Here is a 20,356-nt window from a genome sequence, read left to right on the forward strand (position 1 = left end):
GGGTGTTCGGCTATGTTCGCCCGGTGCGGCCAGAGCTGAAGTGCAAGGACTTCGACCTGTACCGGGCCACCTATTGCGGCCTGTGCCGCTGTCTGCGGCGGCGCTTCGGCCTGATCGCCCCCATGCTGCTGAATTTCGACTTTACCTTTCTCACCCTGCTGCTGTGGCAGCCGGAGGAGAAATTCACCCCCTGCCGGGGCCGGTGTCACGCCAATCTGCTGGTGAAAAAGCCCATGTGCCCGGACAGCCCGGCCCTGAAGCTGGCGGCGGACGAGAGCGTGATCCTAGCCTGGTGGCAGCTGCGGGACGCGGCGGAGGACAAGGACAAGCTGGGCGGCCTGCCCGCCCGGGCTCTGGGCCTGCTGCTGACCCCCGCCTATCGCAAGGCAGCCCGGCTGCGGCCAGAGTTTGACCGGACGGTGAAGGGCTGCCTGGAGGAGTTGGCCGCCTTAGAGCGGGAAAACTGCCCCTCCATGGACCGGGCGGCGGATACCTTCGCCCGGCTGCTGCAAAGCGCCGCTCCTGTGGATGACCCCCGGCACCGGGTACTGGAGCAGCTGCTCTATCACCTGGGTCGCTGGATCTATCTGATAGACGCCCGGGACGACCTGGCAGAGGACCTGGCCGACGGGCGCTATAACCCTGTGGCGGCCCGATTTGGGCCGGAGGGGGACGACGGGCTGCTGAAGCAGACGCTGGACGCCTCCCTGGACCGCATGGGCGCGGCCTTTCAGCTGGGGGAGTTCGGCTGCCGGACGGCCCTGCTGGAGAATCTGATCTATCTGGGACTTCCCCTGGTGCAGCGGGCCGTGTTCGACGGCAGCTGGGCCGAGATAAAAAAACAAAAGATATGGAGTAGAGGCCAATGAAAGACCCGTACAGCGTTCTGGGCGTGAGTCAGAGCGCCAGCGACGACGAGATCAAAAAGGCATATCGGGAGCTGGCGCGAAAGTATCACCCGGACAACTATCAGAATAACCCCCTGGCCGACCTGGCCGAGGAGAAGATGAAAGAGATCAACGAGGCCTATGACGCCATCACCAAGCAGCGTGCCGGGGGCGGCGGCTATCAGCAGCAGCCCAGCGGCGGCAGCTATGGCGGGGGCTATCAGACCGGCTATTCCTCCGGCGGGGCGGGGAACAATCCCACCTATGCCCGGGTGCGGAATCTCATCAATGCCGGGGACCTGGCCGGGGCGGAGCGCCTGCTGTATGAGGTGCCCCAGAAGAGCGGCGAGTGGTATTTCCTCAGCGGCAGCATCGCCTATCGCAAGGGCTGGCTGGACGAAGCGGCCCAGAACTTTACCCTGGCCGTGCAGATGGAGCCGGGGAACATGGAGTATCGCCAGGCCCTGGCTATGCTCCAGCAGCGCAGCGGCGGCTATCGGCCCTATGGTACCGGGACCACGGTGGACGGCCTGGACTGCTGCACCACCATGCTGTGCCTGAACTGCCTGTGCGGCGGAGGTTCCTGCTAAATGAAAGCGAGAGTTCCCAGGGGCAAAAGCGGCCGCACCGCCCTGTGCGGGATGCTGGCGGCGGTGAGTCTGGCCCTGCTGTGGGTGGCCGGGATGGCCCCCTCGGGCCGGCTGGGTCTGTCCGCTCTGGCGGGCCTGGGCCCGGTGGTGGCGGTGCTGACGGCGGGGAGAGGGGCTGGCTATCTGTGCTGGGCCGCCTCCGGCGTGCTGGGCCTGCTGCTGACCCCTGACAAGGGGGCGGCTGCCCTGTACCTGGTCTTTTTCGGGCTGTATCCCATGGTAAAGGCCCGGCTGGAGTCTATGGACCGCCGCGTGGCGGAGTGGGCCCTGAAGCTGGTCTACTTCAATGGGGTGCTCACCCTATTCTGGTTTTTGTTTCGTCAGCTGCTGTTCCCAACCCTGCCCGCGTGGCTGGGCGGGGGACTGCCCGTGCTGTACGGGCTGGGCAACCTGGTCTTCGTTTTGTACGACGTGGGCCTGTCCCGGCTGATCGCTTTGCTGCTGCGCCGTCTGCCCTGACGGCGAGACGCAGCCTTCATACACACATAAAAGGAGAGTGACCGATGTGGTCAAGAGCATGACCGGCTATGGCCGGGCAGAGGAGACGGTAAACGGCTGCACCATCACGGTGGAGCTGCGCTCGGTGAATAACCGCTATCTGGACTGCAACATCCGCCTGCCCCGCCTCTATCTGTTCGCGGAGGAGGCCATGAAGAGCCGCATTCAGAATACCATTTCCCGGGGAAAGGTAGACGTGTTCGTCACCCTGGACAACGCCGGGGCGGAGAAGGTCCAGGTGTCGGTGAACAAGCCGGTGGCCGACGGCTATTATGCCGCCCTGAAGCAGCTGGCGGCGGACTATGACCTGGCGGGGGACATCTCCGTGTCCCTGCTGTCCCGCTTCCCCGACGTGCTGCTGGCAGAGAAGGCGGAGGAGGACGTGGAGCAGATGGCCAAAGACATCTGCTCTGTGCTGGACCGGGCCCTGGCCGACTTTGACCAGATGCGCAGCCGAGAGGGCCAGCGGCTGAAGGATGACGTACTCAGCCGGGCCAAGACCATCGAGGACAAGGTGGCCCTGGTGGAGGAGCGCTCCCCCCAGACGGTGGCGGAGTACCGCGCCAAGCTGGAGGCCCGGATGACCGAGGTGCTGTCCAACACCCAGCTGGACCCCGCCCGCATCCTCACCGAGGCGGCCATCTTCGCCGACAAAGTTGCCGTGGACGAGGAGACCGTCCGTCTCCGCAGCCACATCGGCCAGCTGCGGGAGATGCTGGACAAGGGCGGCGCCACCGGACGGAAGCTGGACTTTTTGATCCAGGAGTTCAACCGGGAGGCCAACACCATCGGCTCGAAGTGCAGTGACATCGACATCGCCCGCCACGTGGTGGACATCAAAGCCGAGATCGAGAAGATCCGGGAGCAGGTCCAGAACATTGAGTAAGGAGGCGGGCGGATGAAGCTCATCAACATCGGGTTTGGCAACATGGTGGCCGCGGGGCGGCTCATCGCCATCGTCAGCCCGGACTCCGCGCCCATCAAGCGCATGGTGCAGGAGGCCCGGGACCGGGGTGTGCTCATCGACGCCACCTATGGCCGCCGCACCAGAGCGGTGCTCATTATGGACAACGACCATCTGGTGCTGTCCGCCCTCCAGCCGGAGACGGTGTCCAACCGCCTGGCCGGGGAGAAGGACGGCGGAGAAGAGGAGGAAGCGGAATGGGAGTAAAAAAGAAGATCAAGGGTCAGCTGATTGTGCTGTCCGGCCCCTCGGGCGTGGGTAAGAGCACGGTGATCGCCGAGCTGATGGGCCAGCGGGACAACATCTATTTCTCCGTGTCCTACACCACCCGGAAGCCCCGGGTGGGGGAGCAGGACGGCGTGAACTATAACTTTGTGGACCGGGCCGAGTTCGAGCGGATGATCGCCGACAACGAGCTGCTGGAGTATGCCGAGTATGTGAACAACTACTACGGCACCTCCCTCAAGGCCATCCGGGACCAGCTGGACGCGGGCCACGATGTGCTGCTGGACATCGAGGTCCAGGGCGCGGCCAAGGTGCGGGAGCGCTGCCCCGACGCCCTGTTCATCTTCATCATCCCGCCCTCCTTCGAGGAGCTGTCCCGCCGCCTCCATGGCCGGAACACCGACAGCGAGGACGTGATCGCCGGGCGGCTGGAGAAGGCCAAGATCGAGTTCCGGGAGATCCCCAAGTATGACTATCTGGTCATCAACGACAAGGTCTCCAACGCCGTGGGGGAGATTGAGTCCATCCTGACGGCGGCGGAGTGCCGCGTGGAAAACAGAAGCCAGATCCTGTCTCAGTTCGCCTGAGGCCGGGGTTTCTTTGATATTGTTTGGAAAAGAAGAAAGGAAGTTTTGCGCTATGATGCTCTATCCCGCTATGAAGGACCTGCTGGAGAAGATCCCCAGCCGCTATGAACTGGTGAACGTGGTGGCCCACCGGGCCCGGGAGATCGCCGCCGAGGCCGAGGCCGCCGGCGAGCCCCTGGACGAGAAGCCCGTCAGCATCGCCATCCAGGAGGTGGCCGACGGCAAGCTGGAGGCCCCCGAGGACCAGGAGAACGAGACCACGGAAGAAGAGACCCACGACTAAGACCTACAAAAGCAAGCGGAGGGGTCCCCCTGTGCTTGCTTTTGTGTTGTTCCTGGACGGGTCCGTCCCCATACAGAGGAGAAGGGAGTGACCGGGATGGGGCGCAGCGTTGCCAAGGTGGCGGTGGCCAAGGCCATCTATGCCATCGACAAGCCCTATGACTATCTGGTCCCCCCGGAGCTGGAGGGGACGCTGGAGCCCGGAATGCGGGTGCTGGTGCCCTTCGGCGGCGGCAACCGGGGGTCGGACGGCATCGTCCTGTCCCTGGAGCAGGCCCCCGAGGGTGGGCAGGCTTTAAAGGCCATCCTGGCCCGGCTGGACGAGGGCCCGGTGCTGGACCACAGCGCCATTCAGCTGGCCCTGTGGATGCGGGAGCGGTATTTCTGCACGGTGTACGACTGCGTCAAGGCCATGCTCCCTGCGGGATTATACTACGCCCTGCGGGACTGCGTGACGCTGACGCCGGAGCACAGCCATGAGGAGGTCCGCGCCGCCATTCGCGGCCACGCCGGGGCAGAGCGCCTGCTGGCCCTGCTGGAGGACTGGGGTGGCAGCGGGGACATGGAGCAGATCCGCCTGGCCTTTGGGGCCAAGGACCCCAACCCCTCCATCCGGCAGCTCATCGATGCCGGGGCAGCCGCCCTGGAGACCAGCACCCAGCGTGGGGTGGGGGACAAGACGGAGAAGCTGGCCCAGCTGGCCATCCCGGCGGAGGACGCCATGGCCATGGTCACCCCCCGGAGAAAGTCCGCCCCTCTGCGCTATTCGGTGACCGAACTGCTGTGTACCCTGGGCAGCGCCTCGGCAAAAGAGCTGTGCTACTTCACCGGGGCATCCATGCCCACCATCAAGTCGCTGGAGAAGAGCGGCATCCTCACCCTGTCCAGCCGGGAGGTGCTCCGCCGCGCCCCCCTGGATGATGTAGACCCGGCCCAGCCTCCGGTGCTCAACGACGAGCAGCAGCGGGCGGTGGACGGCCTGGACGCCCTGGCCCGCGGGGGAAAACCGGCGGCGGCCCTGCTGTATGGCGTGACGGGCAGCGGCAAGACCCAGGTGTATATCCAGCTGATTCGCCAGGTGCTCTCCCGGGGGAAAAAGGCCCTGGTGCTGGTGCCCGAGATCGTGCTCACGCCGCAGCTGTTAAGGATATTCGCCTCACACTTTGGAAAGCGTGTGGCCGTCCTCCACAGCTCCCTGCGGGCGGGGGAGCGGTATGACGAGTGGAAGCGGGCCAGGCGGGGGGACGCCGACGTGGTGGTGGGCACCCGCTCGGCGGTATTCGCCCCCGTGCCCAATTTGGGACTCATCATCCTGGACGAGGAGCAGGAGAGCAGCTATAAGTCGGAAAACGTCCCCCGCTACCACGCCCGGGACGTGGCCAAATACCGCTGCGTCCAGCACAACGCCCTGCTGGTGCTGGGCTCGGCCACCCCGTCGTTGGAGACCATGCACCAGGCCAGGTCCGGGCAGATATCCCTGTTCTGCCTGAAAGAGCGCTTTAACCAAAAGCCCCTGCCGGAGGTCATTCTGGTGGACCTGAAGCAGGAGCTGCGCCAGGGCAACGCCGGGACCATCAGCGCCAGGCTCCGCCGGGAGCTGGAGGACAACCTGATGCGGGGGGAGCAGTCTATTCTGTTTCTCAACCGCCGGGGGGCCAGCCGCATGGTCTCCTGCGGGGAGTGCGGCCAGGTGCCCGAGTGCCCCCGGCGCTCGGTGAAGCTGACCTATCACTCGGCCAACGGGCGGCTGATGTGCCACCACTGCGGCTTCTCCCAGCCCCTGCCCAGGGCCTGTCCCGAGTGCGGGGGGCAGCTGAACTTCATCGGCTTTGGCACCCAGCGGGTGCAGGAGGAGCTGGAGGAGCAGTTCCCCGGGGTGGAGGTGCTGCGCATGGACACCGACTGCATCTCCGCCGCCCACCCCCACGAGGAGATATTGGAGCGCTTCCGCAAGCGGAACGTGCCCATCTTAGTGGGGACCCAGATGGTGGCCAAGGGCCTGGATTTTGAAAACGTCACATTAGTCGGCGTGGTGGCCCCCGACCTCTCCCTGTATGTGGACGACATCCGGGCGGGGGAGCGGACCTTCTCCCTGCTCACCCAGGTGGTGGGCCGGGCCGGACGGGGAGAGAAGCAGGGCCGGGCGGTGATCCAGACCTTCACCCCGGACAACGACGTGATCCGCTTTGCCGCCAGACAGGACTATGAAAACTTTTACGCCACGGAGATCGAGATGCGCCGTCTGCGGGGGCTGCCCCCTTTCCGGGACGTGATCGTGCTCACCGCCTCCGGCCTGGACGAGGGGGCGGTGCTCCGGTGCTGTATGCGCCTGCGCCAGGCCATGGACCAGGCCCTGCGGGGGAGCGAGACCCGGATATTCGGCCCCGCCCCGGCGGCGGTGGCCAAGGTGAACAACCGCTATCGCTATCGCCTGACCCTGACGGGCCGGAATGACCGCCCCACCCGGGAGCTGATCGCCCACCTGCTGCGGGCGGCCCGCCGGGACAGGAGGGAACCGGGGGGTGTCGGTATACGCCGACCTGGACCCCTACTATAGCTGATTTTAACACACGAAGGAGAGTCATTATGTCGATTCGTACCATTCTCACCGGCGAGGACGAGCCGGTGCTGCACAAGGTCTGTCACCCCGTGACCAGCTTTGACCAGAAGCTGGCCGATCTGCTGGACGACATGAAGGAGACCCTGGCCAAGGCCAACGGCGTGGGTCTGGCCGCCCCCCAGGTGGGCATCCTCCGCCGGGCGGTGATCGTGGTCAACGACCAGGACGAGATGCTGGAACTGGTGAACCCGGAGATCCTGGCCCAGGAGGGGGAGCAGGAGGGCCTGGAGGGCTGCCTGTCTCTGCCCGGCAAGTGGGGCTATGTCAAGCGCCCGGAGTGGGTGAAGGTGAAGGCCCAGGACCGCACCGGCGCCTGGTTCGAGGTGGAGGGCACCGGCCTCACCGCCCGCTGCTTCTGCCACGAGCTGAGCCACCTGGACGGCCACCTGTACAGCGAGCTGTGTGACCGGCTTTATACCAGCGACGAGCTGGACGAGATCATGGAAGCCCAGGAGATCGAAGAATGAGAATTGTATTTATGGGCACCCCGGACTTTGCCGTCCCCTCCCTGGAGGCCCTGGTGGCCGCCGGACACCAGGTGTGCGGCGTGTTCAGCCAGCCGGACAAGCCGGTGGGCCGCCACCAGAACAAGACCAAGCCCACCCCCGTCAAGGCCAGCGCCCTGGCCCACGACATCCCCGTGTTCCAGCCCGAGACCTTGCGGGACGGCGCTGCCCTGGAGCAGCTGCGCTCGCTGGCCCCGGAGCTGGTGGTGGTGGCCGCCTATGGCCAGGTACTGCCCGACGAGATGCTTGCGCTGCCCCCCAAGGGCTGCATCAACGTCCACTCGTCCCTGCTGCCCAAGTACCGCGGCTCCGCCCCCATCCACTGGGCGGTGGTGAATGGGGACAAGGAGACGGGGGTGACCATCATGCACATGGCCCACGAGCTGGACGCCGGGGACGTCATCGCCCAGGTGCGCACCCCCATCGGCCCGGAGGAGACGGTGGGCCAGGTCCATGACCGGCTGGCCCAGCTGGGCGGGGAGCTGCTGGTGCAGGTGGTGGCGGACATCGCCGCCGGAACGGCTCAGCGCACCCCCCAGGACCCGGACCAGGTGACCTATGCCCCCATGCTGTCCCGGGCCCTGTCGCCCATCGACTGGACCCAGAGCGGCCAGGCCATCCACGACAAGATCCGGGGTCTGGACCCCTGGCCCGCCACATCCACGGATATTCTGACGGGCCAGCCGGTAAAGGTCTTTGCCTCCCGACTGACGGGGGAGACTACGAAAAAGGCCCCCGGCACGGTGCTGGCCGCGGGGAAAGAGGGCATCGACGTGGCCTGCGGCGACGGAGCCGTGCTGCGGATCTTAGAGCTTCAGGCCCCGGGCAGCCGCCGGATGGCGGCGACGGACTATCTGCGGGGACACCCCATTCACATCGACTGACGAGAGAGAACAGGAACGCGAGGAGGAACCACTATGGATGCACGGGAAGCGGCCATGCTGGCCCTGAACGTCTGCCAGCGGCAGGGGGGATGGTCCGACGGAGCGCTGAAAAAACAGCTTGCGGCGGCGGAGCTGTCTGGACGGGACGCGGCACTGGCCACCCAGCTGTGCTTTGGCGTGCTGCAAAACCAGATGCTGCTGGACTTTTACCTTTCGAAATTCTCCAACATCCCCCTGAAGCGGATGGAGGGAAAGGTGGTCCAGACCCTGCGCCTGGGGGCCTATCAGATGCTGTTCCTCACCCGCATCCCCCACAGCGCGGCGGTGAACAGCGCCGTGACCCTGGTGAAGACCCGCTGCAAGAACCCAAGGGCCGCCGGGATGGTCAACGGCATCCTGCGCAGCATGGAGCGCAGCCTGCAAAACATGCCCGTCATCCCCCAGGGGGACCCGGTGGCCTATCTGTCCACCTTGTACTCCCACCCGGAGTGGCTTGTAAAGGAGTTTATCCTGTCACTGGGGGAGGAGGAGACTGCCCAGATGCTGGCCGCCGACAACAGCCAGCCCCCCACCGCCGTGATGGTGAACACCACCCGGACCACGGCGGAGGAGCTGAAAGCGATGCTGGAGGCCGACCACGTGGAGGCGGAGCCCCATCCCTGGCTGGAGAACTGCCTGTTGCTCCACCGCACCGGCGATCTGGAGCGGCTGGAGGCCTTTCAGCAGGGACTGTTCTATGTTCAGGACCCGGCCTCCCGCCTGTCGGTGCTGGCCGCCGGAGCCAAGCCGGGCATGAAGGTGCTGGACTGCTGCGCCGCCCCGGGAGGGAAATCCTTCGCCGCAGCCATCGCCATGGAAAACCAGGGGGAGATCGTCTCCTGCGACCTGCACCCCCACAAAAAGAAGCTGATCCAGGCCGGGGCGGACCGGCTGGGTCTGACCATCATTAGTCCAAAGACCGCCGACGGCAAGGTGTTCCGCCCGGAGTGGGAGAACGCCTTCGACCTGGTGCTGGTGGACGCCCCCTGTTCCGGTCTGGGCGTCATCCGCAAAAAGCCGGACATCCGCTATAAGGACCCGGCCCCTCTGGCCGACCTGCCCGCCGTGCAGCTGGACATCCTGCGCAACGCCGCCCGCTACGTGAAACCGGGAGGGACGCTGATGTACTCCACCTGCACCCTGCTGTATCGGGAGAACGGCGAGGTGGTGGAGACCTTCTTAGCGGAGAACAACTCTTACAAGGCGGAAGCCTTTCCATTGCCTGGGCCCGTTGGACTGGTACAGGGCGGAAGCGTGACCCTGTGGCCCCACCGCCACGGGACGGACGGCTTCTTTATTAGCAAGATGAGAAGGGAGGAGGGATAACGTGGTCGATATTGGGTCTATGACGCCGGAGGAACTGGCCGCCTGGCTGAAGGAGCAGGGGGAACCGGCCTTCCGGGCCAAGCAGATCTTCCACTGGCTCTATCGGGGCGTGACCTCCTTCGACGAGATGAGCGACCTGTCCAAGGCCCTGCGGCAGAAGCTGGCGGAGCAGTGCTTCCTCACCGTGCCCAAGGTGGCCCGGAAGCAGGTGTCCAAGCTGGACGGGACCATCAAATATCTGTGGGAGCTCTCCGACGGCAACTGCATCGAGACAGTGCTCATGCGCTATAAGCACGGGAACACCGTGTGCATCTCCTGCCAGGTGGGCTGCCGCATGGGCTGCGCCTTCTGCGCCTCCACCCTGGCGGGCAAGGTCCGGGACCTGACCCCGGCGGAGATGATCGCCCAGGTGCTGTTCACCCAGCTGGACAGCGGGGAGCCCGTCTCCAACATCGTCCTGATGGGCATCGGGGAACCCCTGGATAACTTTGACACGGTGATGAAGTTCCTCACCCTGGTCAACCACCCGGAGGGGCTGAACATCGGCATGCGGCACATCTCCCTGTCCACCTGCGGACTGACAGACAAAATTGACAAACTGGCCCAACGTGGGTTACAATTAACATTATCCGTATCCCTCCACGCCCCGGACGACGAGACCCGGTCCAAGATCATGCCGGTGAACCGCTCCGTGGGGGTGGAGAAGCTGATGGACACCTGCCGCCGGTATTTCCAGACCACCGGGCGGCGCATCTCCTATGAATACGCCATGATCGACGGGGTGAACGACAGCGACTGGCAGGCCGACCTGCTGGCCAGCCGGTTGAAGGGCACCCCCGGTCATGTGAATCTGATCCCGCTGAACGACGTGGAGGAGAGTCCCCTAAAGCCCAGCCGCCGGGTGGCCGCCTTTCAAAAGCGGCTGGAGCGCCACGGCGTCACCGTGACGGTGCGGCGAAAGCTGGGCGGGGACATCGACGCCTCCTGCGGCCAATTGAGACGAAAGGCCATGAAAGAGGGCCAGTCTCAGCCCTGACGGGCCGATCAGAAGCCGGGACCCCGGCGGAAAAGAGGAAGAAGTTCCATGAAACTATGGGGAATCACCCACCGCGGCGCCGTGCGCCAGCAGAACCAGGACGCCTATGCCGTCCGGGAGCTGGAGGACGGCCGGGGCCTTGCGGTGGTCTGCGACGGCATGGGCGGGGCCCGGGCCGGAAATGTGGCCAGCTCTATGGCGGTGGAATTGTTCATGCGCAAGCTGGAGGAACAGGGCCAGCCGGGGGACGACCCCCAGAAATGGCTGAAGACCGCCGCCGCCCACGCCAACGACGGGGTGTTCCAAAAGGCGGTGGACGACCCGGACTGCACCGGCATGGGCACCACCCTGGTGGCCGCCCTGGCGGGGAACGGGAAGGCCGTCCTCCTTAACGAGGGGGACAGCCGGGCCTATCACATCACCCAGGAGGGCATCACTCGCATCACCCGGGACCACTCCCTGGTGGAGGACATGGTCCAGCGGGGGGAGCTGACAAGGGAGCAGGCCCGGAACCACCCCCACAAAAATCTCATCACCCGGGCCCTGGGGGCCGAGCCGGTGCTGCTGGCCGACTGCTTTGAGCAGGACGTGGCCCCGGGGGACTATCTGCTGCTGTGCAGCGACGGGCTGAGCAACGTGGTCACCGACCAGGAGATCCTCTATGAGGTCATCCACGGCGGCGAGGACGAGGCCTGCTGCCAGCGGCTACTGGACGTGGCGCTGCACCGGGGCGCGCCGGACAACGTGACGGTGGTGCTCATGCGCTGCTGACCGGAACAATGATGCTGATTGAAAAGGAGGAGATTTACCATGGATCAGTACATAGGTAAATTACTCGACAACCGATATGAGATCCTGGAGCTCATCGGCACCGGCGGGATGGCCAAGGTGTATAAGGCCCGGTGCCACCGGCTGAACCGGCTGGTCGCGGTGAAGATCCTGCGGGAGGACCTGGCCCAGGATGCCGAGTTCCGCCGCCGCTTTCACGACGAGTCCCAGGCTGTGGCCATGCTGTCTCACCCCAACATTGTGGCGGTATATGACGTGAGCCGCTCTTCTGACATAGAGTATATCGTCATGGAGCTCATCGACGGGATCACCCTGAAGCAGTATATGCAGAAAAAAGGGGAAGCTGAACTGGCGGGAGGCCCTGCACTTCATCACCCAGATCGTGAAGGCCCTGGGCCACGCCCACAGCCGGGGCATCATCCACCGGGACATCAAGCCCCACAACGTGATGGTGCTGCGGGACGGCAGCGTGAAGGTGGCCGACTTCGGCATCGCCCGGGTGGCCTCCGGCGGACACAGCACCCTGACCCAGGAGGCCCTGGGCTCCGTCCACTATATCTCCCCGGAGCAGGCCCGGGGCAGCCACATCGATGCCCGCAGCGATCTGTACTCCGCCGGCGTGGTGCTGTATGAGATGATTACCGGGCGGCTGCCCTTTGAGGGGGACACCGCCGTGTCCGTGGCCATCCAGCACATCAATTCCATCCCCCTCTCGCCGCGGGAGATCGACCCCACCATCCCCGAGGCTCTGGAGGAGATCACCATGAAGGCCATGGCCCCCAACCCGGACGACCGCTATGCCGATGCCGGGGAGATGCTGGCCGACCTGGAGGAGTTCCGCAAGAACCCCAACATCAACTTTGACTATAACGTCAACGAGTTCCTCCCTGAGGAGCCCGACGAGGACAAGACCCGCATCCGTCCCGTCACCCCCATCCACGGAGGGACAGGCCGGGGCAGCCGCACCTATAGCGAGCGCCGCCGGGTCCCCGGGCCCGACTCCCTCCCCTATGAGGAGGCAGAGGACGAGCCAGGGCCCCGGGGGCCCCGCTGGGGCATGATCGCCGGGGCAGCGGGCATCCTGCTGTTCATCTTGGTGGTGGGCGTGGTACTCTACCGCACCCTGTTCTCCGGGATGCTGTCCCAGCCCCAGGGCTATCAGGTGCCCAATCTGAAGGGCCAGCTGTACGAGGACGTGATCCAGGACTCTGCCCTGCTGAAAGACCACTTTACTGTGGTCCAAGGGGAAGTGGAGGAGGATGACTCGGAAGCGGGTACCATATTGGACCAGTCCCCATCGGCGGGCAGCAGCGTCAGCGCCGACAAGACGGAGATCACCGTCACCGTCAGCGCCGGGCCCCAGGTAAACAGCATGCCCAATCTGGCCGACATGGAATATCGCCAGGCCTATATCGAGCTGGATCGGGTGGGCATTAAAACGGGCGACATCACCGCCACCTATGAAAATGACAAGGAGGTGCCCAAGGACCACGTCATCTCCTTCACCCCTCTGGTGGACACCCCTGTTGCCCCGGGCACTAAGGTCCAGCTGGTCATCAGCCTGGGCCCAAAGACGGAGCAGGTCGCCGTGCCCAGCCTGTCTGAGCGCACCCTGGAGCAGGCCACCAGCGACCTGAACACCATGAACCTGACCGTGGGCAAAACCGATGAGGTCTACAGCGATACGGTGGAGGCCGGAAAAGTGGTGGGCCAGTACCCCGCCGCCTATACCCAGGTGGACGCTGGCACCAAGGTGAACCTGCAGATCAGCAAGGGCCCCGACCCCGCCAGCGCCCCCAAGGAAGTGACCCAGAACGTGGACATCGACCTGCCTGTCAGCAGTCAGAGCGTCAGCGTTCAGGTCATCATGGACGGCCAGGTCATCTTTGACGAGAGCGTGGATGCCGCCATGAACACCTCCGTCTCCGTGCCCGTCACCGGCACAGCGGGGGAGACCAAGACCCTCACCGTTTATTTCGATGGGGTACGCAGCAGTACCTTCTCCGTCACGCTGGCCGGGTAACGCCATGGAAGGGATCATCATGAAGGCCCTCAGCGGCTTTTACTATGTGGACGACGGCCAGACCGTCACCACCTGCCGGGGCCGGGGCAAGCTCCGCCACCAAAAGGTCACCCCCCTGGTGGGAGACCGGGTGGAGTTTACCCCCCTGGGGGACGGCAGCGGCTCCTTAGACCGCATCCTTCCCCGGAAAAATCAGTTTTTCCGCCCGGCGGTGGCCAACATTGACCAGTTGGTCATCATCGCCTCCCAGGCCATCCCAGTCACCGACCCGTTTCTCATTGACCGGGTGGCCGCCATCGCCCAGAGCCGTGACTGCCCCTGCGTCATCTGCGTGAACAAGTGCGACTTAGAGCCGGGGGATGACCTGGCGGCCATCTACACCGCCGCGGGCTTCCCCACCCTGAAGGTCAGCGCCCAGACGGGGGAGGGCATGGACCAGTTGCGCGCCCTTATTGCCGGAAAGGTATCTGCCTTTACAGGCAACTCCGGCGTAGGGAAATCCAGCATTTTAAACGCCCTGGACGACCAGGTGGACCTGGCCACCGGGGACGTGAGCGAAAAGCTGGGCCGCGGCCGCCACACCACCCGCCACGTGGAGCTGTTCCGCCTGGGCTGCGGGGCGGTGGTGGCGGACACCCCGGGCTTCTCCTCCTTCGACGTGGACCGCATGGAACTGATGCGGAAAGAGGAGCTGGCCCGGTGCTTCCCGGAGTTTGCGCCCTATGTGGACCAGTGCCAGTTTCAGGACTGTGCCCACGTGAAGGAGAAGGGCTGCGCCGTGCTGGCCGCCCTGAAGCGGGGGGAGATCCAGCCCACCCGCCACGCCAGCTATGTCCGCCTGTATGAGCAGGCCAAGGCCATTCCCGACTGGGAGAGAAAATAAAATAAATAAAAATTCGCCCGTGTCTTCTGAACAGTTCAGGAGACACGGGCGTTTTTCTGTTGTTCAGGTTGTTACGCTCAGGCGTTGCTCTGGTTCCGCAGCCAGCTGGGCAGCATTCGCGCCTTCACGCTGGAGACGATGCCCATGGCGGCAAACAGGGTGATGATGGACGAGCCGCCATAGCTGATGAAGGGGAGCGTCAAGCCCATGACGGGCAGCACATACAGGCACATGCCCACGTTCAGCAAGATCTGGGCCAGCAGCATCCCCGCCATGCCCATGCACACATAGGCGGAGAAGGGGGAGCTGGCCCGGCGGCTGACCCACACGCACCGCAGGACGATGAGAAACAGCAGGGTCAGCAGGGCCAGGCAGCCCACCATGCCCAACTCCTCGCCGCAGACGGCGAAGATGAAGTCGGTGTCCCGGGCAGGGAGGGCACTGCTGTAGTCGGCCTGGGTCTGAATGCCGTGAAGCAGCCCCTGTCCAAAGAGCTGGCCGGAGCCGATGGCCAGAATAGAACGGCTCTGCTGAAAGCCCTTGTCCTGGGGGTCCAGGCTGTGGTCCAGCACCACCCGGAATCGCATGATGATATAGTTGCTGTCCCACAGGTCGGTGTCGGGAAGGATGAAGAACCACAGGATCAGCACGGCGGCCACCAGGACGCCTCCAACCAGGACGAACCAGCGGACCTTCACTCCGGCGCTCCAGGCCATGACCACAAAGATGATCATATACACCACGCAGGTGCCCATATCGCCGCAGATGGCGGCGATGAGGCCCAGCATGAACACGGTGAAGCCGCCGATCCGCATGACGGAGGGGATTGAACTGATGTCCATCCCCCGGTCCTTGATGCGGCAGATGAGCAGGGACAGCAGCAGGATAAAGGGCAGCTTGTCGATCTCGTTGGGCTGAAGGTTCATGGGGAACTTGGGGATGATCTTGGACAGCTGGAGCCAGTTCCGGTTGCCGTAAATAGACAGCCCCAGGGGGGTGAGCAGCAGCAGCAGCATGACCACGCTGAAGATGAGCAGACCCTTCCAGTTCTTTTCGGTGAAGAGCTGAAAGTCCACCGACGTCATGACCATATACGCGATGACGCCCAGGAAGATGGCCACCAGCTGGACGATCACCTCTTTGTAGTCGTGCTGCCACCGGGTGGCGGAGTAGATGAGCATCACGCCGAAGCCGCTGGCCGCCAGACACAGGGAGAGCAGAATGCGGTCTCCTTTTTGAAAAAACTCCCGAAAGGGAGAGAGCAGGGCAGACAAGTCCTCGCCTCCTTGGAGAAAAATTAGACAATATATTTTATCACATTTCAGTGGAAAGGCAAACCCAAGGTGTGCTATAATAAAAGTCGATTTGAAAATTTTCTGTGAACGGGGAGGCCGCGCCCATGACAAAAGAGTATACCACCGCCGGGGAGGAGCAGACCGAGGCCCTGGGCTTTCGCCTGGGGCAGCTGATCCAGCCCGGGGCGGTGATCGCCTACACCGGGGACCTGGGGGCGGGGAAGACCGCCTTTACCCGTGGCCTGGCCCGGGGCCTGGGCATCCCGGACCGGGTGACCAGCCCCACCTTTACCATCGTCAACGAGTATGAGGGGGGGCGGCTGCCCCTGTTCCACTTTGACATGTATCGCCTGGGCAGCTCGGACGAGCTGTTCGACATCGGCTGGGAGGACTATCTGGCCCGGGGCGGCGTGTGCGCCGTGGAGTGGAGCGAAAACGTGGACGACGCCCTGGATGACGACGCCATCCGGGTGGACATCCGCCGGGGGGCGCAGGACGACCAGCGGGTCATCTCCGTCACCGGCGGCCCCGATTTGACCGCAGAAGCATAAAAGTCTTTCGCTTTCTGCCCCCGCAGGGGGCGGGAAAGGAAAACAGACTCAGAAACTAGAACCAGAAGAAGTGTGGGATAAAACATGATGATCTTAGCCTTGGAATCCTCTGCCACCGCCTGCTCCGCCGCCCTGTGCCGGGACGGGGAGCTGGTGGCCCAGTCCTATCAGAACAGCGGCCTGACCCACAGCCGGACCCTGCTGCCCATGGTGCGGGACATGCTGGCCAACAGCCAGCTCACCCTGGACCAGGTGGACGTGATCGCTGTGGCGGCGGGCCCTGGGTCCTTTACCGGCCTGCGCATCGGCGTGGCCACCGTCAAGGGCCTGGCCTGGCCGGAGGACAAGGACTGCGCCCCCTGCTCCACCCTGGAGTCCATGGCCTGGCCCCTGGCCCACATGGCGGGCAGCCTCATCGTCTGCGCCATGGACGCCCGGCGCAAGCAGGTGTACAACGCCCTGTTCCTGGCCACCGGCACGGGGCTGGAGCGGCTGACCCCGGACCGGGCCGTCTCGTTGGAGGAGCTGGGCGCCGAGCTGAAAAATTATGAAAATTCGAAAATAGTCGTTGGAGATGGGGCCAAACTGTGCTATAATACCTTGACAGAAGAAGGGATACCCATGACCCTGGCCCCCGAGCACCTGCGTATGCAGAGCGCCTGGGGCGTGGCTCGGGCGGCGGAAGAGCTGGCTGCCCGGGGCGAGCTGGTCAAGGGCGGGGCGCTGGTCCCCCAGTATCACCGCCTGTCTCAGGCGGAACGGGAGCGGCTTGCCCGGGAAAAATCTCAACAATAAAAGGAGAGCATCGCCATGTTTAACGAGAAAGTTCATGTTCTGGACCACCCCCTGCTGCAGCACAAGCTGACCATCCTGCGGGACGAGCGCACCGGCGTGAAGGAGTTCCGTGAGATCGTCTCTGAGATCGCCGCCCTGGAGTGCTACGAGGCCACCCGCGACCTGCCCCTGGAGGACATCGAGGTCAAGACCCCCGTGGCCACCGCCACCTTCAAGCACCTGGCCGGCAAGAAGCTGGCCATCGTGCCCATCCTCCGTGCCGGTCTGGGTATGGTGGACGGCATCCTGAATCTGATCCCCTCTGCCAAGGTGGGCCACATCGGCCTGTACCGCGACCCCGAGACCCACGTCCCCGTAGAGTATTACTGCAAGATGCCCAACGACATCGCCGAGCGGGACGTTATCATCCTGGACCCCATGCTGGCCACCGGCGGCTCCGCCGCCGCCGCCATCACCTTCATCAAGGGCTATGGCTGCAAGCACATCAAGCTGATGAACGTCATCGCCGCCCCCGAGGGCATCGCCTGCATCCAGAAGGAGCACCCCGACGTGGACATCTATGTGGCCGCCGTTGACGAGAAGCTCAACGACCACGCCTACATCGTCCCCGGCCTGGGCGACGCCGGTGACCGCATTTTCGGCACCAAGTAAAAAACCGTCCCTGCTCCGCGCCCCGGGAGAGACATCCCGGGGCGCGTTTTCATGGCAGGCGGGTGGAGGAAGAACAATGACCGACTATTTTGATCTGCACATGCCCCGGGACCAGCTGCTGGGTCTGTCCAGCCTGGGACTGGCCCACCTGGGGGACGGGGTGTTCGAGCTGATGGTCCGCTCCTGGCTGTGTCTCCACGGGAAGGCCAAGGCCAAGGACCTGCACCGGGCCACGGTGAAATATGTGGCGGCCCCCGCCCAGGCGGCGGCCATGGAGCGCATCCGGCCCATGCTCACCCCGGAGGAGGAGGAGGTCTTCCGCCGTGGGCGGAACACCGCGCCCCACTCCGTGCCCAAGGCGGCCAGCCGGGGGGAGTATCAGACGGCCACCGGCCTGGAGGCCCTGTTCGGCTGGCTCTATCTCCAGGGCCAGACCCAGCGCCTGAACGAACTGTTTGCCGTGCTGATGGGCGAGGCAGATGCGCCTAAATCCGTGCAGGAGAACGGCTGAATAGGAAAAACACTTTACAGAAAACAACGAACGAGGTGAAGGAATATGCCCCTTGACGCCCTGTGTCTGTCCGGCGTTGTGGCAGAATTAAAGCCCATTTTGACGGGGGCCAAGATCGACAAGGTCCACCAGCCGGGGCGGGACGAGATCATTCTGGCCCTGCGCCTGGGCCGGGGGAACGGGCGGCTGCTGCTGTCCGCCAGCCCCAACCACCCCCGGCTGCAAATGACCGAGCTGTCCCGGGAGAACCCGGACGCGCCCCCCATGTTCTGTATGCTGCTGCGCAAGCATCTGATGGGTGGGCGCATCCTCAGCGTGGAGCAGCCCCATCTGGAGCGCATCGTGGAGCTGCGGCTGGAGGTGCTGGACGAGCTGGGGGACCGGAAGGAGCGCCGCCTGATTCTGGAGGCTATGGGCCGCTGGGCCAATCTGGTGCTGGTGGACGATCAGGGCCGCATCGTGGACTGCCTGCGCCGGGTGGACGGGGACATGTCCGCCCAGCGGCAGCTGCTGCCCGGCCTGTTTTACCGCCTGCCCCCCGCCATGGACAAGGCCGACCCCACCGCTCTGGATGAGGAGGGGTGGCTCCGCCAGGTGGAGCAGGCCCCGGGGGAGAGCCGGGTGGACCACTGGCTGCTGGATACCTTCGGCGGTTGGTCGCCCCTGGTCTGCCGGGAGATCGCCTTCCGGGCAGGGGGCCGGGTGGACGTGACCTTTGACGAGCTGGGGCCCCAGGGCCGGGTCCGGGTGGCCGAGGCGGCGGAAATGCTGTTAAATTCTGTGAAGGAAAACAGCTTTATGCCCACTGTGATCTCTATCGAAAAGCGGCCAAAGGACTTCACCTTCTTCCCGGCGGAGCAGTATGAGGAGGCGGGGGCGTGCGCCGCCTACCCCACCTTCTCCGCCCTGATGGACCGGTTCTATGAGCAGCGGGAAAATCAGGAGCGCATCCGCCAGAAGGGCCAGGACCTGATCCGCTCCGTGACCAACGCCCGGGACCGCACCGCCCGGAAGATCGCCAACCAGCAGCGGGAGCTGGACGCCACCCAGGACCGGGAGCGGCTGCGCCAGTTCGGGGACATCATCACCTCCAACCTCCACACCATGGAGCGCGGCATGGCCACGCTGCGGGCGCTGGATTTCTATGACCCGGAGGGGGCCGAAGTGGACATCAAGCTGGACCCCCTGCTCACCCCCCAGCAGAATGCGGCGAAATATTATAAGGAATACAACAAGGCGAAAACTGCGGAGGAGATGCTGACCATCCAGCTGGAGAAGGGCCGCCGGGAGCTGGACTATCTGAACAGTGTGCTGGAGAACATCACCCTGGCCGAGGGGGAACGGGACCTGCAGGAGATCCGCCAGGAGCTGGCGGACACGGGATATCTCCGCCGCCAGATCAAGGGGAAGGACAAGGGCCGCCGGTTGAGCCCAAAGCCCATGGAGTTCCGCTCCACCGCCGGGCTGCGCATCTCGGTGGGCAAGAACAACGTGCAGAACGACCTGCTCACCTGCAAGCAGGCGTTCAAGAGCGACATCTGGTTCCACACCCAGAAGATCCACGGCTCCCACGTGATATTGTGGACCGGCGGGGCCCAGCCCGACCTGCAGAGCCTGAACGAGGCCGCCTGTCTGGCCGCCTGGTTCTCCCAGGGTCGGGAGTCGGGCAAGGTCCCGGTGGACTATACCCCGGTGAAATACGTGAAAAAGCCCGCCGGGGCCCGCCCGGGCATGGTGGTCTACACCACCTATGAGACCGCCTGGGTCACCCCGGACGAGGGGCTGGTCAAGCGGCTGCGGGTAAAGTAAACCTGGTTTGCATAAAAACAAATGACGCTGTTTTCCATCCCGGAAACAGCGTCATTTTTATGCGCTCCCGGCCTGTTTTCATCGGCCAAAAAGAATAAAAAATCCCAGTATCCGGGATAAAAAGCCGAAAAATTTAAAACATTCAGACAATTTCCACAAGTTTGGCGGGGGAAGTATGGGCAGTTTTGCCCTTGCGCCCAGGGGGACGATTGGTTACAATATGGTAACAAAAGTAACAACTGTTGCTTTTGGTTGTCATAATTATGACAAAATTTGTTTCCGTAGGAGTGTAGACAATGATACGCAAGCTAGTATCCTCACTGCTGTGCGCCTTTGCCTTACTCCTCCTGATGGGCGCGGGGGTCGCTTCCGAGCAGACCACGCCCATCTTGGCAGAGGAGGAGAGCGGAGCCCTTTCCGGTTCCGCGCTGACGACTGAGACGCAGGCAGACCTGGTGGAGCAGAGCGCCAAGGCGGTACCCGCCGCGGCCAGCGAGAGCCCCATTGAGGTAGCCGAGAGCGTGGAGCGCGGGATGCGCATCGAC

Annotated in this window: 22 protein-coding genes and 1 pseudogene; 22 read left to right on the top strand and 1 reads right to left on the bottom strand. The window is 64.2% G+C overall.

Translation table 11 applies throughout. The features are described from left to right. The first annotated feature begins 2 nt into the window (after positions 1-2). From ACSAMP_RS10240 to rsgA, 16 genes and pseudogenes are all read left to right on the top strand, one after another. Positions 3-869 carry a DUF5685 family protein gene (locus tag ACSAMP_RS10240; protein ID WP_441795713.1) on the top strand — a complete coding sequence of 289 codons (867 nt, stop codon included), beginning with the start codon at positions 3-5 and terminating at the stop codon, positions 867-869. Beyond that, positions 866-1,477, top strand: coding sequence for a J domain-containing protein (locus tag ACSAMP_RS10245; protein ID WP_441795714.1), 612 nt, complete (start codon positions 866-868; stop codon positions 1,475-1,477). Before ACSAMP_RS10240 ends, ACSAMP_RS10245 begins: the two co-directional genes overlap by 4 nt. Then, a complete protein-coding gene (locus tag ACSAMP_RS10250) occupies positions 1,478-1,996 on the top strand; it encodes a hypothetical protein (protein ID WP_457800392.1) in 519 nt (172 codons plus the stop codon). 58 nt (positions 1,997-2,054) lie between these two features. Continuing rightward, entirely contained in the window at positions 2,055-2,921 is an 867-nt protein-coding gene (locus ACSAMP_RS10255; protein ID WP_441796006.1) for a YicC/YloC family endoribonuclease, read from the top strand. 12 nt (positions 2,922-2,933) lie between these two features. After that, entirely contained in the window at positions 2,934-3,206 is a 273-nt protein-coding gene (remA, locus tag ACSAMP_RS10260; RefSeq protein ID WP_147562365.1) for an extracellular matrix/biofilm regulator RemA, read from the top strand. After that, positions 3,197-3,811, top strand: a complete 615-nt coding sequence (gene gmk, locus ACSAMP_RS10265; RefSeq protein ID WP_441795716.1) for a guanylate kinase — start codon at positions 3,197-3,199, stop codon at positions 3,809-3,811. Before remA ends, gmk begins: the two co-directional genes overlap by 10 nt. Positions 3,812-3,863: 52 nt before the next feature. After that, on the top strand, positions 3,864-4,094 hold the full coding sequence (gene rpoZ / locus ACSAMP_RS10270) for a DNA-directed RNA polymerase subunit omega (RefSeq protein WP_186878386.1): 231 nt from the start codon (positions 3,864-3,866) through the stop codon (positions 4,092-4,094). A gap of 96 nt (positions 4,095-4,190) precedes the next feature. After that, complete coding sequence (gene priA, locus ACSAMP_RS10275) at positions 4,191-6,650, top strand: replication restart helicase PriA (RefSeq protein WP_457800418.1); 2,460 nt, start codon at positions 4,191-4,193, stop codon at positions 6,648-6,650. Positions 6,651-6,679: 29 nt separating this feature from the next. Next, the gene (gene def / locus ACSAMP_RS10280; RefSeq protein WP_441795718.1) at positions 6,680-7,180 is read left to right on the top strand and encodes a peptide deformylase; all 501 of its coding nucleotides are present in this window, start codon (positions 6,680-6,682) and stop codon (positions 7,178-7,180) included. After that, positions 7,177-8,103: a methionyl-tRNA formyltransferase gene (fmt, locus tag ACSAMP_RS10285; RefSeq protein ID WP_457800393.1), complete on the top strand. Its 927-nt coding sequence runs from the start codon at positions 7,177-7,179 to the stop codon at positions 8,101-8,103. Before def ends, fmt begins: the two co-directional genes overlap by 4 nt. A 33-nt stretch (positions 8,104-8,136) precedes the next feature. Beyond that, positions 8,137-9,468 carry a 16S rRNA (cytosine(967)-C(5))-methyltransferase RsmB gene (gene rsmB, locus ACSAMP_RS10290; protein WP_457800394.1) on the top strand — a complete coding sequence of 444 codons (1,332 nt, stop codon included), beginning with the start codon at positions 8,137-8,139 and terminating at the stop codon, positions 9,466-9,468. A 1-nt stretch (position 9,469) separates the two neighbouring features. Then, positions 9,470-10,504 (top strand): dual-specificity RNA methyltransferase RlmN, encoded by a 1,035-nt coding sequence (gene rlmN / locus ACSAMP_RS10295; RefSeq protein ID WP_441795721.1) that lies wholly within the window; start codon positions 9,470-9,472, stop codon positions 10,502-10,504. 48 nt (positions 10,505-10,552) lie between these two features. After that, the gene (locus tag ACSAMP_RS10300) at positions 10,553-11,275 is read left to right on the top strand and encodes a Stp1/IreP family PP2C-type Ser/Thr phosphatase (RefSeq protein WP_457800395.1); all 723 of its coding nucleotides are present in this window, start codon (positions 10,553-10,555) and stop codon (positions 11,273-11,275) included. Positions 11,276-11,351: 76 nt separating this feature from the next. Further along, a pseudogene (locus ACSAMP_RS10305) lies at positions 11,352-12,584 on the top strand (protein kinase domain-containing protein); the annotation flags it as partial. A gap of 99 nt (positions 12,585-12,683) precedes the next feature. Then, complete coding sequence (locus ACSAMP_RS10310) at positions 12,684-13,316, top strand: PASTA domain-containing protein (RefSeq protein WP_457800419.1); 633 nt, start codon at positions 12,684-12,686, stop codon at positions 13,314-13,316. A gap of 4 nt (positions 13,317-13,320) precedes the next feature. After that, positions 13,321-14,199 (top strand): ribosome small subunit-dependent GTPase A, encoded by an 879-nt coding sequence (rsgA, locus tag ACSAMP_RS10315; RefSeq protein WP_457800396.1) that lies wholly within the window; start codon positions 13,321-13,323, stop codon positions 14,197-14,199. Positions 14,200-14,276: 77 nt separating this feature from the next. Here the strand turns inward: rsgA and ACSAMP_RS10320 are convergent, their stop codons facing one another. After that, positions 14,277-15,473 carry an FtsW/RodA/SpoVE family cell cycle protein gene (locus ACSAMP_RS10320; RefSeq protein WP_457800397.1) on the bottom strand — a complete coding sequence of 399 codons (1,197 nt, stop codon included), beginning with the start codon at positions 15,471-15,473 and terminating at the stop codon, positions 14,277-14,279. Positions 15,474-15,598: 125 nt separating this feature from the next. Between ACSAMP_RS10320 and tsaE the strand changes: the two genes are divergently transcribed. The 6 genes from tsaE to ACSAMP_RS10350 form a co-directional block, all read left to right on the top strand. After that, positions 15,599-16,045, top strand: coding sequence for a tRNA (adenosine(37)-N6)-threonylcarbamoyltransferase complex ATPase subunit type 1 TsaE (gene tsaE, locus ACSAMP_RS10325; protein ID WP_457800398.1), 447 nt, complete (start codon positions 15,599-15,601; stop codon positions 16,043-16,045). 84 nt (positions 16,046-16,129) lie between these two features. Next, on the top strand, positions 16,130-16,840 hold the full coding sequence (gene tsaB / locus ACSAMP_RS10330; protein ID WP_457800399.1) for a tRNA (adenosine(37)-N6)-threonylcarbamoyltransferase complex dimerization subunit type 1 TsaB: 711 nt from the start codon (positions 16,130-16,132) through the stop codon (positions 16,838-16,840). 15 nt (positions 16,841-16,855) lie between these two features. Further along, the gene (gene upp, locus ACSAMP_RS10335) at positions 16,856-17,491 is read left to right on the top strand and encodes a uracil phosphoribosyltransferase (RefSeq protein ID WP_457800400.1); all 636 of its coding nucleotides are present in this window, start codon (positions 16,856-16,858) and stop codon (positions 17,489-17,491) included. 76 nt (positions 17,492-17,567) lie between these two features. Further along, positions 17,568-18,002 (top strand): Mini-ribonuclease 3, encoded by a 435-nt coding sequence (locus tag ACSAMP_RS10340; RefSeq protein ID WP_457800401.1) that lies wholly within the window; start codon positions 17,568-17,570, stop codon positions 18,000-18,002. Between the two features lie 45 nt (positions 18,003-18,047). Next, positions 18,048-19,811 (top strand): Rqc2 family fibronectin-binding protein, encoded by a 1,764-nt coding sequence (locus ACSAMP_RS10345; protein WP_457800402.1) that lies wholly within the window; start codon positions 18,048-18,050, stop codon positions 19,809-19,811. A 296-nt stretch (positions 19,812-20,107) separates the two neighbouring features. Beyond that, on the top strand, positions 20,108-20,356 hold a 249-nt coding region (locus ACSAMP_RS10350), incomplete at its 3' end, for a hypothetical protein (protein ID WP_457800403.1).

The sequence above is a fragment of the Flintibacter sp. SJQ-8 genome (assembly GCF_054108085.1).